Source organism: Leifsonia sp. KNZ12-8B (genome assembly GCF_056755495.1).
On sequence record NZ_JBPGXM010000102.1, the window covers coordinates 1 to 14,679 of the forward strand.

A 14,679-nucleotide genomic window follows, 5' to 3' on the forward strand; every position below is an offset into this window, starting at 1 on the left:
CCCCCCCCCCCCCCCCCCCCCCCCCCCCCCCCCCTTTTTTTTTCAAGCCGACGACGGCATCCGACCTCAGCCTCGGTCTCGTGGGCTCGGAGATGTGTATAAGAGACAGGTACCTCGCCATCGCCTTCGCGCTGCTGCTGCTCGTCGCGGTCCTCGCGCCGCAGGCGCTGACCACGCAGCTGCCGACCGCGATCGACTACCAGGCGGCCCTCCAGCCGCCGAGCCTCGCGCACCCCTTCGGCACCGACGAGTCCGGCCGCGACCTGTACACGCGGGTCGTGTGGGGCGCGCGCGACTCCCTCACCATCGGCCTCGGCGCCGCGGCGGTCGGCGTCGGGCTGGCGCTCGTGCTCGGCACCCTCGCGGCGCTCGGCGTCCGGCCGGTCGCGCTCGTGATCGACCGGCTGGTGGAGGTCCTGTTCGCCTTCCCGGCGCTGCTCCTGGCCCTGCTCCTCATCGCCATCGCCGGCCCGAGCGCCGCGACGCAGGTCCTCGCGGTCGGGATCGGCACCGCGCCGGGCTACGCGCGCATGATCCGCGGCCAGATCCTCGGCGCGCGCACCTCCGGTTACGTGGAGGCGGCGACCGCGCTCGGGCACTCGCGGCTGCGCATCGTGCGGGCGCACATCCTCCCGAACGCCCTGCGTCCGCTGGTCGCGGTGTTCGCGCTCTCGATCGGGCAGTCGATCGTGTGGGCGTCGAGCCTGTCGTTCCTCGGGCTCGGCGTCGCGCCTCCCGCCTCCGAGTGGGGTGCGCTGCTCGACGCGGGCCGCGCGTACCTGACGACGGCGTGGTGGCTCGTCGTCATCCCCGGCCTCGTGATCGTCGCGGTGGCGCTCGCAGCGACGACGATCGGTCGGCACATCCAAGCCCGTCTGGAGAAGGGAGAGCGGTCGTGAGCATCGCGGAACGAGAGATCAGCGGCCGGCCGGCCGCGCGCCTGCGGGTGCGCGACCTGCGCACCGGTTTCGTGGTCGACGGCGCGCACCGCCCGGTCGTGAAGGGCGTGAGCTTCGACCTCCTGCCCGGGGAGTGTGTCGCGATCGTCGGCGAGTCGGGCTCCGGCAAGTCGGTGACCGCGCGCTCCCTGGTCGGCCTGGCCGGGCGCAACGCGACGGTCGAGGCGGAGGCGCTCGAGATCCACCACGAGGACGTGCGGCACTTCACCGCGCGGCAGTGGCGGCGCATCCGGGGCCGCGACATCGGCTTCGTGCTGCAGGACGCCCTCGTCTCCCTCGACCCGCTCCGGCCGGTCGGCCGCGAGATCGCGGAGGCGCTGAAGCTGCACGGCTGGGGCGACCGCGCCGCGCGCCGGCAGCGCGTGCTGGAGCTGCTGGAGCGGGTCGGCGTGCCGTACCCCGAGGTGCGCGCGAAGCAGCGTCCCGACCAGCTCTCCGGCGGCCTCCGCCAGCGTGCCCTGATCGCTTCGGCCATCGCGCTCGACCCCGACATCGTGATCGCCGACGAGCCCACCACCGCCCTCGACGTGACCGTGCAGGCCCAGGTGCTGGCACAGCTGGAGGGCATGAAGGCGCGCGGAGCCTCCATCGTCCTCATCAGCCACGACCTGTCCGTGGTCGCCCGGCTCGCCGACCAGATCCTCGTGATGCGCGGCGGCGAGGTCGTCGAGCAGGGAACCTCGGCCGAGGTGCTCGGCGACCCGCAGCACGAGTACACCCGCGCCCTGATCGCGGCCGTGCCGAGCGAGGCGACGCGGGGGCACGCGCTCGTCCCCGGCGCGCCGCCGCTGCCGCCGAAGCCCGCCCCGGGCGACGTGGTGCTGGAGGCGACCGACCTCGTGAAGCGGTTCCACACCTCCGACGGCACGGTCACGACCGCGGTCGACCACGTGTCGTTCGCCCTCCGGGCCGGCGAGACGCTCGGCATCGTCGGCGAGTCGGGCTCCGGCAAGAGCACGACCGCGCGGCTGGCCCTGGGGCTCGACGGCATCGACGGCGGGGAGGTCCGGCTGCTCGGGCAGGACTGGTCCCGGCTGCCGGAGAGCCGGCGCCGCAGCCTGCGCGCCCGGATCGCGGTCGTCTACCAGGACCCGCTGAGCTCGTTCGACCCGCGCTGGACCGTCGAGCGCATCCTGCTCGACGCCCTCCGGTCGCAGCCGTTCGCGTCGGCGGAGGAGCGCCGCGCCCGGCTGACCGAACTGCTCGCGGAGGTCGGCCTCCCCGAGAGCGTGCTGCCGCGGTTCCCGCTGCGGCTCTCGGGCGGCCAGCGGCAGCGCGTCGCCATCGCGCGGGCGCTCGCGCCGCGGCCGGACGTGATCGTGCTCGACGAGGCGGTGTCGGCGCTCGACGTCACCATCCAGGCGCAGATCCTCGACCTGCTCGCGGCCCTGCAGCGGGAGTCGGGGGCGGCGTTCCTCTTCATCTCGCACGACCTCGGGGTGATCAGCCACCTCAGCGACCGCGTGCTCGTCATGAAGGACGGCATCGTGGTCGAGGAGGGGACGCCGGTCGAGGTGTTCGAGCACCCGCAGCAGCCGTACACGAAGGCCCTGATCGCGGCCATCCCCGAGTTCGACCCGGCCGCCGTGGCCGCCCGCGGCGCCGAGCGCATCATCGAGAAGGAGGCCGCAGCATGAGCGAGCCGAAGCAGTTGTTCGTCAACCTGTTCGAGATGGCGTGCGTGAGCCACATCACCCACGGCCTTTGGCCGTTGCCCGGCAACAACCGCGAGCGGTTCGCCGACCTCGACTACTGGCTCGAGCTGGCGCAACTGCTGGAGCACGGCGGCTTCGACGGCATCTTCCTGGCCGACGTGATCGGCGCGTACGACGTGTTCCGCGGCGGCCCCGAGACGGCGCTCCGGGAGGGGCTGCAGAGCCCCAACCTCGACCCGCTGCTTCTCGTCCCGGCCATGGCCGCGGTGACCGAGCGGCTGGGATTCGGCGTCACGTTCTCGACGACGTACGAGCCTCCGTTCGCCTTCGCCCGCCGCATGTCGACCCTCGACCACCTCACCAAGGGGCGGATCGGGTGGAACATCGTGACCTCCTACCTCCCGAACGCCGCCCGCAACTTCGGGCTCGACCAGGAGATCCCGCACGACGAGCGCTACCGCTACGCCGACGAGTACCTCGACGTGCTCTACAAGCTGTGGGAGGGGTCGTGGGACGACGACGCCGTGGTCGCGGACCGGGCGGCCGGCGTGTTCACCGATCCCGCGAAGGTCCGCTACATCGACCACGTCGGCGAGCGGCACCGCGTGGCCGGCCCGCACATCGTGCACCCGTCGCGGCAGCGCACGCCGGTGCTGTTCCAGGCGACGGGCTCCCCGGCGGGCATCGAGTTCGCCGGCCGGCACGCGGAGGTCGTGTTCACCGGCGGGCGCACCAGCGAGGAGTTCCGCCGCAACGCCGACGGCATGCGCGACGCCGCCGAGCGCCACCACCGCCGCCGCGACGACGTCAAGTTCATCGCGATGGCCGGCGTCATCGTCGGCCGCACGCGGGAGGAGGCCGAGGACAAGTGGAGGCTGTACCGGCAGCACGCGAGCCTCGACGGCATCCTGGCGCACTCCAGCCTCCCGGTCGACCTGACCGCGTTCCCACGCGACATCACCGTGCGGGAGGCGCTGGCCAGGGCGGAGTTCCCGGCGTCTCGCGTGCCGTACCTGCCGCTGGATGCGACGGTGGGGCAGGCGCTCGACTTCATCAAGCAGGGCCGAGACGAGCGCTTCCTCGTGGTGGGCGATGTGAAGACCGTGGCCGACGCGATCGAGCGCTGGCTCGACGAGGACGGCCTGGACGGCATCAACCTCCGCCAGTACCACTCCTTCGACACCGCCCGCGACTTCGCCGAGCTCGTGGTGCCCGAGCTGCGCCGCCGCGGCCGCCTGCCCGCCGAGGGGGAGCGCTCCGGCACGCTGCGCGAACGCCTCTTCGGTGCCGGGAACCCGCGCCTGCCCGAGCGCCACATCGCCACCCGCTATCGCGGCGGCGCGAACCTCGACACCGCGGTGGAGCCGCTGCGCCTGACCTTCGAGCACGCCGCGTCCTTCTGACCCGGTCCGTTTGGCACGACACGCCGTCTCGCGGAGGAGCGAGACGGCGTGTCGTGCCAAGTGGATCGCGGCCTGTGGAGAATGGGCGCGTGCAGCAGCGGATCGGGCGGGCCGCGACGGCGAGCGGCGGCGAGCTGGCGTACGCCGTGGTGGACGGTGGCGGCCCCCGTGGCCGCGGCGGCCGCGGCGCGCCCGGCGGCTCCGGCCGCGACGCCGCCACCCGCCCCGTCGTCTCCGTCTCCGGCTGGCTCGGCCACCTCGAGCGCGGCTGGGAGCTGCCGGAGGAGCGCGCCTTCCTCGAGGGGCTCGCCCGCGGCTCCCGCCTCCTGCGCTATGACCGGGCGGGCTGCGGGATGTCGGGGCCGGCCACCCGGCCTCCCTCCCTCGCCTCCGAGCTGGAGCAGCTGGAGGCCGTGCTCGCCACGCCCGACGCCCTCCCCGGCCCCGTGGACCTCGTCGGCTGGTCGCTCGGGGCACCAGTCGCCGTCGCGTGGGCGGCCGCGCATCCCGAGACGGTCCACAGGCTGGTGCTGTACGGCGGCTGGGCGTCCGGCGCCGCCCTCTCGCCGCCCAGCGCCCGCGACCACCTGCTCGGACTGGTGGAGGCGCACTGGGGTCTCGGCTCCGACGTCCTGACCGAGGTCTTCGCCGCGGACGCCCGCCCGGCCGCCCGGCAGGCGTTCGGCCGGTACCAGCGCGACTCGTCCACCGCCGCGACGGCGAGGGCGCTGCTCGCCCTGAGCTACGAGCTCGACGTCACCGACCTCCTCGTGCGCGTGACGGCGCCCACGCTCGTCGTGCATCGCGCGCACGACCGGGCGGCTCCCGTCGCGCAGGCGGAGGCGCTCGCCGCGGGCATCCCGGACGCCCGGCTCGTCGTGCTGCCGGGCCGCTCGCACCTCCCGTGGGCCGGCGACGCGGACGCGCTGGTGCGCGAGATCCGGCGCTTCCTCGGGCTGCCGGTCGCCCGGGCCGCCGGGCCGCTGACCGGTCGCCAGCTGGAGGCCGCCGCCCTCGTCAGCGCCGGCCGCACGAACCGGCAGATCGCCGAGCAGCTCGGCATCGACGAGCGCTCGGCCGAGGGGCACGTCGAGCGCATCCGCCTGCGTCTCGGGGTGCGGTCGCGCGCGCAGATCGCCGCCTGGTACGCGGAGACGCGGGGCGGCCGAGTGGGGTAGTTCCCCGCCTGCGCGCACGGCGACCGTCGCGGAGAGTGGAGGCATGAGCGAGACGACCAGCACCTCCACCCCGTCCACCACCGGCTTCGCGCTGCACCGCGGCCGCGGCCGGTTCAACGCCGCCTTCTTCGGTCTGATGGGCCCGTACCTGGAGCGCAGCCTGCGCGTCCGGAAGCGACGCGTCTATGCGGGCCTCCCGTCGGAGGTCGTGGAGCTCGGCCCCGGCGTCGGCGCGAACCTCCGCCACCTCCCGCCCGGCTGCACCCTGATCGCGATCGAGCCGAACCGCTACATGCACCCGCGCCTGGAGACCGCCGCCCGTGATCGCGGCGTGCGCCTCGACCTGCGCGAACGCACCGCAGAGGACACCGGCCTCCCGAGCGGCAGCGTCGACGCGGTCATCTCGTCGCTCGTGCTCTGCTCGGTCGGCGACCCGGCCGCGGTGCTCGCGGAGGTGCGCCGCATCCTGCGGCCGGGCGGTACCTTCCGCTTCGTGGAGCACGTCGTCGCCGGCGAGGGCACGCTCACCCGGGCGGCGCAGCGCCTCGTCCGCCGACCCTGGGCCTGGACGTTCGAGGGCTGCTCGTGCGAGCGCGACCTCGAGGGCCTCATCCGGGAGGCCGGCTTCGCAAGCGTCGACGTGCAGCGCTACCGCGTGCACACCCCGCTCCTGCCGTTCAACCCGCAGATCGCGGGCATCGCGCGCGCGTGACCGCTCTGCCGAGTCGTGAGTGGATGCGGGTTGCGGGCGCGAGAAGCGACATCAGCTCACGACTCGGCGCCGCGCAGCAGCACCTTGCCGACGCGGCCGGGCCGCCCGCTCGCCTCGACCGCCGCGCGCGACTCCGCGAGCGGGTGGATGCTGTCGACCGGGAGGGTGAGCGTGCCGTCCGTGACGCGGGCGAACAGCTCCTGGAACAGCGCCCCGCGGGTCTCCGGCGTCAGCTCCTTGCCGACCGCGCTGCCCCAGAACCCACGGACGGTCACACCGCGGAACAGGATGTCGGAGGTCGCCACCTCCACCCGCCCGGACGCCATGGCGCCGAAGATCACCAGCTGCCCGCCGTCGCCCAGCACCGAGGCCAGGTCGCCGGAGGCGGAGCCGCCCACCGAGTCGACGCCCACCCGGATCGGCGCGCCGCCGGTGATCGCGGTCACCCGATCGCGCCAGCCGTCGTCGTCGGTCGCGACCACGCGCTCGATGCCCTGCTCGCGCAACTCGTCGACGCCGCCGGCGCGGCGCACCAGGCCGACGACGTTCAGGCCGCGGACCGCGGCGAGCCGCGCGACCATCCGGCCGACCGCGCCGTTCGCGGCGTTCTGGATGAGCCAGTCGCCCTCCTGCAGGTCGAGCCGATGCAGGAGGCTGACGGCGCTGAACGGCATCGACACCAGCTGCGCGGCCGCCTCGTCCGGGAGCCCGTCCGGCACGGGGACCAGGCCCGCGGCGTCGGCGAGGTAGTACTCGGCCCACACCCCGAACGTGCCGCCGGCGACGCGCTGCCCGACGGCGAGCCGGTCGACGCCGTCGCCGAGCGCATCCACGACACCGAGCGCCTCGGTCCCGGCGGGCGCCGGCAGGTCGGGGACGAAGCCGTACTGGCCGCGGATGGTCATCAGGTCGTGGTTGTGGATGGGCGACAGCAGCATCCGCACCCGCACCTGGCCGGGCCCGGGCTGGGGCAGCGGCCGCTCCTCCACCGTGAGCACCTCGGCCGGGTCGCCGAACGAGCGGTGCACGAGGGCGGACATGGTGGCGGGCGTGGTGCTGTCGGTCATCGGAACCTCCGGGAGGGATCGGGCGGGGACGCGCTCGATCGTACGCGCGTCCCCGCCGCCGCTCGCCCAGCGACCGTTCAGGCGGCAGCGCCCCGCCCTTCTGCTGCTCAGGCGGTCCAGCCGCCGTCGATCGTCACCGCGGAGCCGGTCATGTAGCCGGCGGCGTCGGACGCGATCCACGACACCAGCTCGCCGACGTCGGAGCTGTGCCCGAAGCGGCCGAACGCCGTGAACGCGGCCAGGTAGTCGCCGGAGTCGCCCGCGGCGGGGTTGCCGTCGGTGTCGATCGGGCCGGGCTGCACGACGTTGGCCGTGATGCCGCGCGGCGCGAGGTCGCGCGCCAAGCCCTTCGTGAAGCCGACCATCGCGGCCTTCGTCAGGCCGTACACGGCGCCGCCGGTGAAGGGGATGCGCTCGGCGTTCACGCTGCCGATGGTGATGATGCGGCCGCCGTCGGGGATGCTCTCGAGCGCCGCCTGCGTGGTGTAGACCGTGCCGCGCACGTTGAGGTCGATGGTGTGCTCGATGTGCTCGTCCGGCGTCTCGGCGAACGGCTCGAACCAGCCGCCTCCCGCGTTGTTGACGAGGATGTCGAGGCCGCCGAGCGCGTCGACCGCGTCGCGCACGCCCTGCCGGGCCGCGTCGGCGTCGCCGTTGTTCGCCCTGACGGCGACCGCCGTGCCGCCGGCGGCCGTGATCTCGGCGACCAGGCCCTCCGCGCGCTCGGGCGACGACCAGTACGTGATCGCGACGGTCGCGCCGTGGGCGGCGAGCGAGCGCGCGACGCCCGCGCCGATGCCGCGCGAGCCTCCGGTGACGAGGGCCTTCTTCCCGGTGAGGTCGGTCGTGGCGGTGATGGAGGTGGATGAGGTGCTCATCATGGTCCCTTTCTGTTCCAGTTGGTACAGAAAACACTCCGCTTGCAGCGCTATTCCCGGTGCGCGATAATTTTTTCCAGAGCAGTACAGAAAGGGGTCGCCATGACGGCAGTCCGCGGCAGGCCGCGCTCGTTCGACGTGGAGGAGGCGCTCGACAAGGCCATCGAGGTGTTCTGGCGGCAGGGCTACGAGGGCACCACGCTCGACGACCTCACGGGCGCCATGGGGATCAACCGGCCGAGCCTGTACGCGGCGTTCGGCAACAAGGAGGCCACCTTCCGGCGCGCGGTCGATCGCTACGCCGAGGTCGACATGGCGTACGTCGCTGAGGCGCTGGCCCAGCCGACGGCCCGCGCGGTGGCCGAGCACTACCTCCGCAGCAACGTCGTGGCGATCACGCAGCCCGGCAAGCCGGCGGGCTGTCTCTCGGTGCAGGGCGGCCTGGCCGGCAGTCCCGAGGATCAGCGCATCGTGCGCTTCCTCGCCGACAGCAGGGCGGCGGGGGAGCGGCGGTTCGCCGAGCGGTTCCGCCGGGCGCGCGCGGAGGGCGACCTCCCGCCCGGCGAGAGCCCTGCGGAACTCGCACGGTACCTCTCCACCGTCAGCTCGGGGCTCGCGGTGCAGGCGGCGGCCGGAGCCTCGCGGCGGGCGCTGATGGCGGTCGCCGAGCGGGCGCTGCTGGCGTTTCCCGGCGGCGTGGAGGCGGTCGCGCGGTCCTGAGGGCGTGCCCCTACTCCACCGCCCTCCGCAGCCAGCTCTCCACCCCGCCGATGTGCAGTGTGACGGCGGCCCGCACCAGGTCCGGGTCGCCCTCGCGGAGCGCGTCGAGGATGGCGCGGTGCTCGGCGAGCGTGCGCTCGGCCGCGTGCTCCTCGGTGATGCCGCGCCAGACGCGGGCGCGGACCGTTCCGCCGGAGAGCCCGTCGAGCAGACCGGCGAGGTATTCGTTGCCGCCCGCGGTCGAGATGAGGGCGTGGAAGCGGAGGTCGTGGCCCACCAGTTCGTCCACGTCCGCCTCCGCGCGGATCGAGGCCAGCTCCGCCTCGAGCGCGTCCAGCCGCTCCTGGCTCATCCGCCGGGCCGCGGCCGCAGCCGCGTACGGCTCGAGCACCCGCCGCACCTCCAGGATCTCCAGCACGGTCGCGTCCTGGTGCAGGTCGATGACGAAGGACAGCGCTTCGAGCAGGAGGCGAGGCTCCAGGCTGGTGACGTACGTGCCGTCGCCGCGGCGCACGTCCAGCACCCGGATGACCTCGAGCGACTTGACGGCCTCGCGCAGCGAGTTGCGCGAGAGCCCGAGCCGTTCGCTCAGCTCCTTCTCCGGTGGGAGGCGCTGCCCCGGGACGAGCTCGCCCGAGAGGATCATCCCCTTGATCGCAGAGATCGCCTCGTCCGTGACCGCCACGCGAGAAGCCTAGCCTGCGACCGGTTCGCGCCGGTGGGCGGCGATGGAGGCGGGGAGCATCTCGGCGCCCGACCCCGGCAGCTTCGGAGCGCGGTAGTGCGCGTCCACGAACTCCACCGGCTCGACGAAGTGCTCGTGCAGGTGCGCGACGTACTCGATCATGCGGCCCTCCGTGCTGCCGGAGACGGCGATGGAGTCGAACATCGCCAGATGCTGCACCAGCTCGCACAGGCCGACACCGCCGGCGTGCGGGCACACCGGGACGCCGAACTTCGCGGCCAGCAGCAGGATCGCGATGTTCTCGTTCACGCCCGCCACCCGGGTGGCGTCGATCTGCAGCACACCCAGCGCCTTCGCCTGCAGCAGCTGCTTGAACAGCACCCGGTTCATGCCGTGCTCGCCGGTCGCGACGGGCACCGGGGCGATGGCCTCGGCGATCGCCGCGTGGGCGAGGATGTCGTCCGGGCTGGTCGGCTCCTCCACCCAGGCCAGGTCGAACCGGCTCAGCTCGCGGATCCACGCGATGGCCTCGTCGCGGTCCCAGCGCTGGTTGGCGTCGACGGCGATGCGGATGTCCGGGCCGACCACCTCCCGGGCGATGCTGAGACGTCGGATGTCTTCCTGCAGGTCGGCCCCGACCTTCAGCTTGATCTGGGTGAAGCCGTCCGCCACGGCCTCGCGGCTGAGCCTGGCCAGCTTCTCGTCCGAGTAGCCCAGCCAGCCGGGCGTCGTCGTGTACCCGGGGTAGCCGTCGCGCAGCAGGGCCTGGATGCGCTCCTCCCGGTGCGGCTCCGCGGCGCGCAGGAGCTCCAGCGCCTGCTCCCGGGTGAGGGCGTCGCTGAGGTACCGGAAGTCGACCAGGTCGACGAGCTGCTCGGGGGAGAGGCGCGCCAGGAGCAGCCACAGCGGCACGCCCTCCCGCTTGGCGCGGAGATCCCACAGCGCGTTCACGACGGCGCCGATCGCCATGTGGATGACGCCCTTCTCGGGTCCGAGCCAGCGCAGCTGCGAATCGTGGACGAGCTCGCGCCAGACGCCGCCGAGGTCGGCCAGCGCCTCCTCCACGTCGCGGCCGGCGATCCACGGCTCGAGGGCGGCGATCGCCGCGCACTGCACGTCGTTTCCGCGGCCGATGGTGAAGACGAAGCCGTGGCCGGTCAGCCCGTCGCCGGCGTCGGTCTCGATCCGCAGGTAGGCCGCCGAGTAGTCGGGGTCGGGGTTCATCGCATCCGAGCCGTCGAAGTCGGTCGACGTCGGAAAGCGGATGTCGTCGACGACGAATCGCGTGAACTTGCTCATGGATGGGCCTCCGGCTATGTTTGCCTCGAGCCTAAACATCGGATGTTTGGGCGTCAACTCGGACGATGCGACGACGCAGGAGGAACGGATGCGACTGGGCAGACTGGGCGACCGAGGGGCCGAGGTCCCCGTGGTGTTCGACGGGGAGCGGGCGCTCGACCTGCGACCGATCGCCGCCGACCTCGACGGCGAGGCGCTCGCACCGGCGTCGCTGGGGCGCATCGCCGCGGCCGTCGCGGCGGGCGAGCTGACCGAGCTGCCCGACGCCGGCCGCCTGCGCCGCGGGTCGCCGATCGCGCGCCCCGGCGCCATCTTCTGCGTCGGGATGAATTACGCCGCGCACGCGGCGGAGTCCGGCTCCGAGCCTCCCGCCATCCCGATCCTCTTCCTCAAGGTGCCGAACACCGTGGGCGGCCCCGACGACGACGTCGAGATCCCGCGCGGCTCCACGACGACCGACTGGGAGGTGGAGCTGGGCGTCGTCATCGGCACCCGCGCGCTCTACCTCGACTCGCCCGCCGACTCCCGCGCGCACATCGCCGGCTACGTCGCCGCGAACGACCTCTCGGAGCGCGACTGGCAACTGAAGCAGTCGGGCGGCCAGTGGAGCAAGGGCAAGATCGCTCCCGGCTTCAGCCCGCTCGGCCCGTGGCTGGTGACCGGCGACGAGATCGACGCGTCCGCGCTGCGGCTGCGCAGCTGGGTGAACGGCGAGCCGCGTCAGGACTCGACCACCGCCGACATGGTCTTCGACGTCGACCACCTGGTCTGGCACCTCAGCCAGTACGCAGCCCTGGAGCCGGGCGACGTCATCCTGACCGGGACGCCGGAGGGCGTCGCGCTGTCCGGCCGCTTCCCCTACCTCGCCGCAGGTGATGTGGTGGAGATCGAGATCGAGGGACTCGGCCGCCAGCGGCAGGCGTTCCGCGCCGACGGGGAGGGACGACGATGACGGAGCAGTTCGCCGGCACGGGGCCGTTCGACGGCCTCGTCGCCGTGGTGACCGGCGGTGCGTCGGGCATCGGAGCGGCGATCGTCGCCCGCCTGCGCGCGGGCGGCGCCAGAGTGGCGGTGCTCGACCGGGCGGTGGAGGGGGCGGAGGCCGACCTCGCGGTGGCGGCCGACGTCACCGATGACGAGGCCGTGCGCGCCGCCGTCGGCCGCGTGGAGACCGAGCTCGGCGGGATCGACATCGTCGTGAACAACGCCGGCATCGGCGCGCAGGGAACCGTCGAGGACAACGACGACGACGAGTGGCGCCGCGTGCTCGACGTGAACGTGCTCGGCCTGGTCCGCGTCTCCCGGGCCGCGCTCCCGGCGCTGCGCCGCTCCTCCCACGCCGCCATCGTCAACACGTGCTCGATCGCCGCGACCGCCGGCCTCCCGCAGCGCGCCCTCTACAGCGCGTCCAAGGGCGCGGTGCTCGCGCTGACCCGGGCGATGGCCGCCGACCACCTCGCCGACGGCATCCGCGTCAACGCCGTGAACCCTGGCACCGCCGACACCCCCTGGGTAGGACGCCTGCTCGACTCCGCGCCCGATCCGGTCGCCGAGCGGGCCGCACTGGAGGCGCGTCAGCCGCACGGCCGGCTGGTGAGCGCCGAGGAGGTGGCCGAGGCCGTCGCCTACCTCGCCGACCCGCGGAACGGCTCGACCACCGGCACGAGCATCGCGGTGGACGGCGGCATGCACGAGCTGCGCCTCCGCCCGCGGTCGTGATGGCCGTCCTCGACGCGCACGCCCACGTGTGGACGCGGTCGCGCACGCCGCAGCCGTGGATCGACCCCGTGTCGATGGCCGCGATCGACCGTGACTTCGGGGTGGCCGACCTGGCGGCGGCGCAGGCCGCGGCCGGCATCGACGGCGCGGTCGTGGTCCAGTCGAGCAACGCGCTCGCCGAGACCCGCGACCTCCTGGGCCTGGTCGACGGCGCGGCCGTGCGGGGCATCGTGGGCTGGGTCGATCTGGAGGGCGACGTCGGTCGTCAGCTGGAGGAGCTGGGAGGCGCGGGCCTCGTCGGCATCCGTCACCTCGCGCACCAGGACCCGGACCCTGCGTGGCTCGGCCGCGCCGCCGTCGGTCGCGGGCTGGACGCGCTGGGCGCGCGCGGCCTCCCCTTCGACCTCGTCATGCTGCCCGAGCAGTTGCGCCTGGCCGCGGAGGTCGCTCGCGCGCATCCCGGCACGCGGTTCGTGCTCGACCACCTCGGCAAACCGCCGCTCAGGGGCGGCGACCTGTCGGCCTGGCGCGCGGACCTCGCGGCGCTCGCCTCCCTCGACAACGTCGTCGCGAAGCTCTCCGGGCTGGCGATCGAGGCCGACTGGGCGGCCTGGAGCGCGGACGACCTGCGCGGGCCGGTGGAGTGGGCGCTCGACCGCTTCGGGCCGGCACGGCTGATGTTCGGCTCCGACTGGCCGCTCGTCCGCCTCACCCGCGGGCTCGACGCCTGGCTGGAGGCGCTGCGGGAGCTGATCGGCGGGCTCTCCGCCGACGAGCAGGAGGCGGTGCTCGCCGGCACCGCCCGGCGCACCTACCTGGAGGCATCCGATGCGTGAGCGCGACCTTCCCGGGACCGGGCTGCGGCTGACCGAGCTGGGCTTCGGCGCGGCGAGCCTCGGCAACCTGTACGTGGAGACGTCGGACGAGGTCGCCGCGGCGGCCGTGGACGCGGCCTGGGCGGCCGGCATCCGCTACTTCGACACGGCGCCGCACTACGGCCTCGGCCTGTCGGAGCGACGGCTGGGCGCTGCACTGCGCGGCCGGCCGCGCGACGAGTACGTGGTGTCGACCAAGGTGGGCCGGGTGCTGGAGCCGCGCGTGCCTCCCGCCGCCCGCGACGACGACATCTTCGAGGTGCCGGGCGATCTCACGCGCCGCTGGGACTTCACCCGTGACGGCGTGCTGCGCTCGATCGAGGACAGTCTCGCCCGGCTCGGCCTCGACCGCATCGACATCGCGTACGTGCACGACCCCGACGCGAGCGGCGTGCCCGGCGCGGCGGAGTCCGCTGCGGAGGCGCTGATCGGCCTGCGGGACCAGGGCGTGCTGCGGGCGGTCGGCATCGGCACGAACAGCGCCGACGCGGCCATCCGCCTCCTGAGCACGACGGGGATCGACACCGCGATGATCGCCGGCCGCGCGACCCTCCTCGACCACGACCGGGTGGAGGCGCTGCTCGCCGCCGCGGGCGGGCGCAGCCTGGTGGCCGCGGCGGTCTTCAACGGCGGCCTGCTCGCGGTGCCGCGACCGTCCGCGGGAGCGCCGTTCGACTACCGGCCCGCGTCGGACGAGCTGCTGGCCCGGGCGAACCGCATCGCCGACGTGGTGGAGGCGCACGGGGCGACCCTGCCGCAGGCGGCGCTCGCGTACCCGCTCACCCTCCCGGGCGTGGCGACCCGCGTCGTCGGCATGCGCACGCCCGAGGAGGTGCGCACGAACGCGGCCCTGGCCGCGACCCCGCCGCCGCCGGCGACGTGGGACGCGCTGCGCGAGAGCGGCCTGCTCGACTGAGCGTGCCTGCTGGTCGTAAACCGCGATGTGGCGCAAATCTGCAGGTGAGAGCGTCCGGCGGGGGGGTCAGGCCGCGCCCGTCGGCAGCGCGCCCGGGAGCGCGCCGGGCAGCGCGCTCGGTCGCCGCGCCTGCACGCACGCCAGCGCGACCTCCGGGCAGTCCGCCCAGAGCGTCTCCGTCCAGCCCTGCCCGAGCAGCAGCACGTCGTAGCCGTAGGCGTCCCGCTCGACGTAGGCGAGAACGCCGCCCGGCCCGGCCGGCGGGTAGCGCCGATCGCTGATCCGCCAGGACGCGTCCGACAGCGCGATCACCTCGAGGTCGTCGTCGACCGTGATTCCTTCGAAGGTCACCGCCATGGTGTCACCTCCCAGAACTTCCCACGTCACCACTCCACCACCGCGCTGGCCGCCCCGCGAGGGCTTGACAGAATGCCACCCGTGATCCCCGCCCACTCGTGACCTCATGTCACTTCTCGCGCCCCGAACTCGCAACGACTCACGACTCGGGTAGGCGAGGAGGGGACAGCAGAACGCAGGAAGGCCCCCCCCCGGGGGGCGGGGGCGGACGGGTGGGTGGGGGGGGGGACGCCGACCACCCCCCCCCCCCCCCCCC

Annotated in this window: 15 protein-coding genes; 10 read left to right on the forward strand and 5 right to left on the reverse strand. The window is 74.0% G+C overall.

From position 1 onward, the window contains the following. The 5 genes from ACR9ZG_RS13925 to ACR9ZG_RS13945 form a co-directional block, all read left to right on the forward strand. Nucleotides 1–899, forward strand: an 899-nt coding sequence (locus tag ACR9ZG_RS13925; protein WP_481285444.1) for an ABC transporter permease, incomplete at its 5' end; no start/stop codon positions are given. Continuing rightward, a complete protein-coding gene (locus ACR9ZG_RS13930; protein WP_481285445.1) occupies nucleotides 896–2,596 on the forward strand; it encodes a dipeptide ABC transporter ATP-binding protein in 1,701 nt (566 codons plus the stop codon). The genes ACR9ZG_RS13925 and ACR9ZG_RS13930, both read left to right, overlap by 4 nt. Next, nucleotides 2,593–4,017, forward strand: coding sequence for an NtaA/DmoA family FMN-dependent monooxygenase (locus tag ACR9ZG_RS13935; RefSeq protein ID WP_481285446.1), 1,425 nt, complete (start codon nucleotides 2,593–2,595; stop codon nucleotides 4,015–4,017). Before ACR9ZG_RS13930 ends, ACR9ZG_RS13935 begins: the two co-directional genes overlap by 4 nt. Nucleotides 4,018–4,106: 89 nt before the next feature. Then, nucleotides 4,107–5,195, forward strand: a complete 1,089-nt coding sequence (locus ACR9ZG_RS13940) for an alpha/beta fold hydrolase (protein WP_481285447.1) — start codon at nucleotides 4,107–4,109, stop codon at nucleotides 5,193–5,195. 43 nt (nucleotides 5,196–5,238) lie between these two features. Then, on the forward strand, nucleotides 5,239–5,907 hold the full coding sequence (locus ACR9ZG_RS13945) for a class I SAM-dependent methyltransferase (protein ID WP_481285448.1): 669 nt from the start codon (nucleotides 5,239–5,241) through the stop codon (nucleotides 5,905–5,907). 56 nt (nucleotides 5,908–5,963) lie between these two features. On the opposite strand, the gene ACR9ZG_RS13950 is transcribed toward ACR9ZG_RS13945, so the two are convergent. Both ACR9ZG_RS13950 and ACR9ZG_RS13955 read right to left on the reverse strand, forming a co-directional pair. Then, a complete protein-coding gene (locus ACR9ZG_RS13950) occupies nucleotides 5,964–6,947 on the reverse strand; it encodes a zinc-binding dehydrogenase (RefSeq protein ID WP_481285457.1) in 984 nt (327 codons plus the stop codon). A 134-nt stretch (nucleotides 6,948–7,081) separates the two neighbouring features. Continuing rightward, on the reverse strand, nucleotides 7,082–7,855 hold the full coding sequence (locus ACR9ZG_RS13955) for an SDR family NAD(P)-dependent oxidoreductase (RefSeq protein WP_481285449.1): 774 nt from the start codon (nucleotides 7,853–7,855) through the stop codon (nucleotides 7,082–7,084). 99 nt (nucleotides 7,856–7,954) lie between these two features. Between ACR9ZG_RS13955 and ACR9ZG_RS13960 the strand changes: the two genes are divergently transcribed. Next, nucleotides 7,955–8,572 carry a TetR/AcrR family transcriptional regulator gene (locus tag ACR9ZG_RS13960; protein WP_481285450.1) on the forward strand — a complete coding sequence of 206 codons (618 nt, stop codon included), beginning with the start codon at nucleotides 7,955–7,957 and terminating at the stop codon, nucleotides 8,570–8,572. 10 nt (nucleotides 8,573–8,582) lie between these two features. Here the strand turns inward: ACR9ZG_RS13960 and ACR9ZG_RS13965 are convergent, their stop codons facing one another. Together ACR9ZG_RS13965 and ACR9ZG_RS13970 are read right to left on the reverse strand one after the other, a co-directional pair. Next, nucleotides 8,583–9,257 carry a FadR/GntR family transcriptional regulator gene (locus tag ACR9ZG_RS13965; RefSeq protein ID WP_481285451.1) on the reverse strand — a complete coding sequence of 225 codons (675 nt, stop codon included), beginning with the start codon at nucleotides 9,255–9,257 and terminating at the stop codon, nucleotides 8,583–8,585. Between the two features lie 9 nt (nucleotides 9,258–9,266). Next, nucleotides 9,267–10,556 carry an enolase C-terminal domain-like protein gene (locus ACR9ZG_RS13970; protein ID WP_481285452.1) on the reverse strand — a complete coding sequence of 430 codons (1,290 nt, stop codon included), beginning with the start codon at nucleotides 10,554–10,556 and terminating at the stop codon, nucleotides 9,267–9,269. A gap of 88 nt (nucleotides 10,557–10,644) precedes the next feature. On the opposite strand from ACR9ZG_RS13970, the gene ACR9ZG_RS13975 reads away from it, so the two are divergent. Genes ACR9ZG_RS13975 through ACR9ZG_RS13990 form a run of 4 tightly spaced genes read left to right on the forward strand, consistent with a single transcriptional unit; the run spans nucleotide 10,645 to nucleotide 14,066 of the window. Continuing rightward, the gene (locus ACR9ZG_RS13975) at nucleotides 10,645–11,508 is read left to right on the forward strand and encodes a fumarylacetoacetate hydrolase family protein (RefSeq protein ID WP_481285453.1); all 864 of its coding nucleotides are present in this window, start codon (nucleotides 10,645–10,647) and stop codon (nucleotides 11,506–11,508) included. Then, entirely contained in the window at nucleotides 11,505–12,275 is a 771-nt protein-coding gene (locus tag ACR9ZG_RS13980; RefSeq protein WP_481285454.1) for an SDR family NAD(P)-dependent oxidoreductase, read from the forward strand. The genes ACR9ZG_RS13975 and ACR9ZG_RS13980 overlap by 4 nt, the downstream gene beginning before the upstream one ends. Continuing rightward, nucleotides 12,275–13,111, forward strand: coding sequence for an amidohydrolase family protein (locus ACR9ZG_RS13985; RefSeq protein ID WP_481285458.1), 837 nt, complete (start codon nucleotides 12,275–12,277; stop codon nucleotides 13,109–13,111). Before ACR9ZG_RS13980 ends, ACR9ZG_RS13985 begins: the two co-directional genes overlap by 1 nt. Then, nucleotides 13,104–14,066, forward strand: a complete 963-nt coding sequence (locus tag ACR9ZG_RS13990) for an aldo/keto reductase (protein WP_481285455.1) — start codon at nucleotides 13,104–13,106, stop codon at nucleotides 14,064–14,066. The genes ACR9ZG_RS13985 and ACR9ZG_RS13990 overlap by 8 nt, the downstream gene beginning before the upstream one ends. 66 nt (nucleotides 14,067–14,132) lie before the next feature. On the opposite strand, the gene ACR9ZG_RS13995 is transcribed toward ACR9ZG_RS13990, so the two are convergent. Beyond that, a complete protein-coding gene (locus tag ACR9ZG_RS13995; protein ID WP_481285456.1) occupies nucleotides 14,133–14,423 on the reverse strand; it encodes a hypothetical protein in 291 nt (96 codons plus the stop codon). Nucleotides 14,424–14,679: the final 256 nt, after the last annotated feature.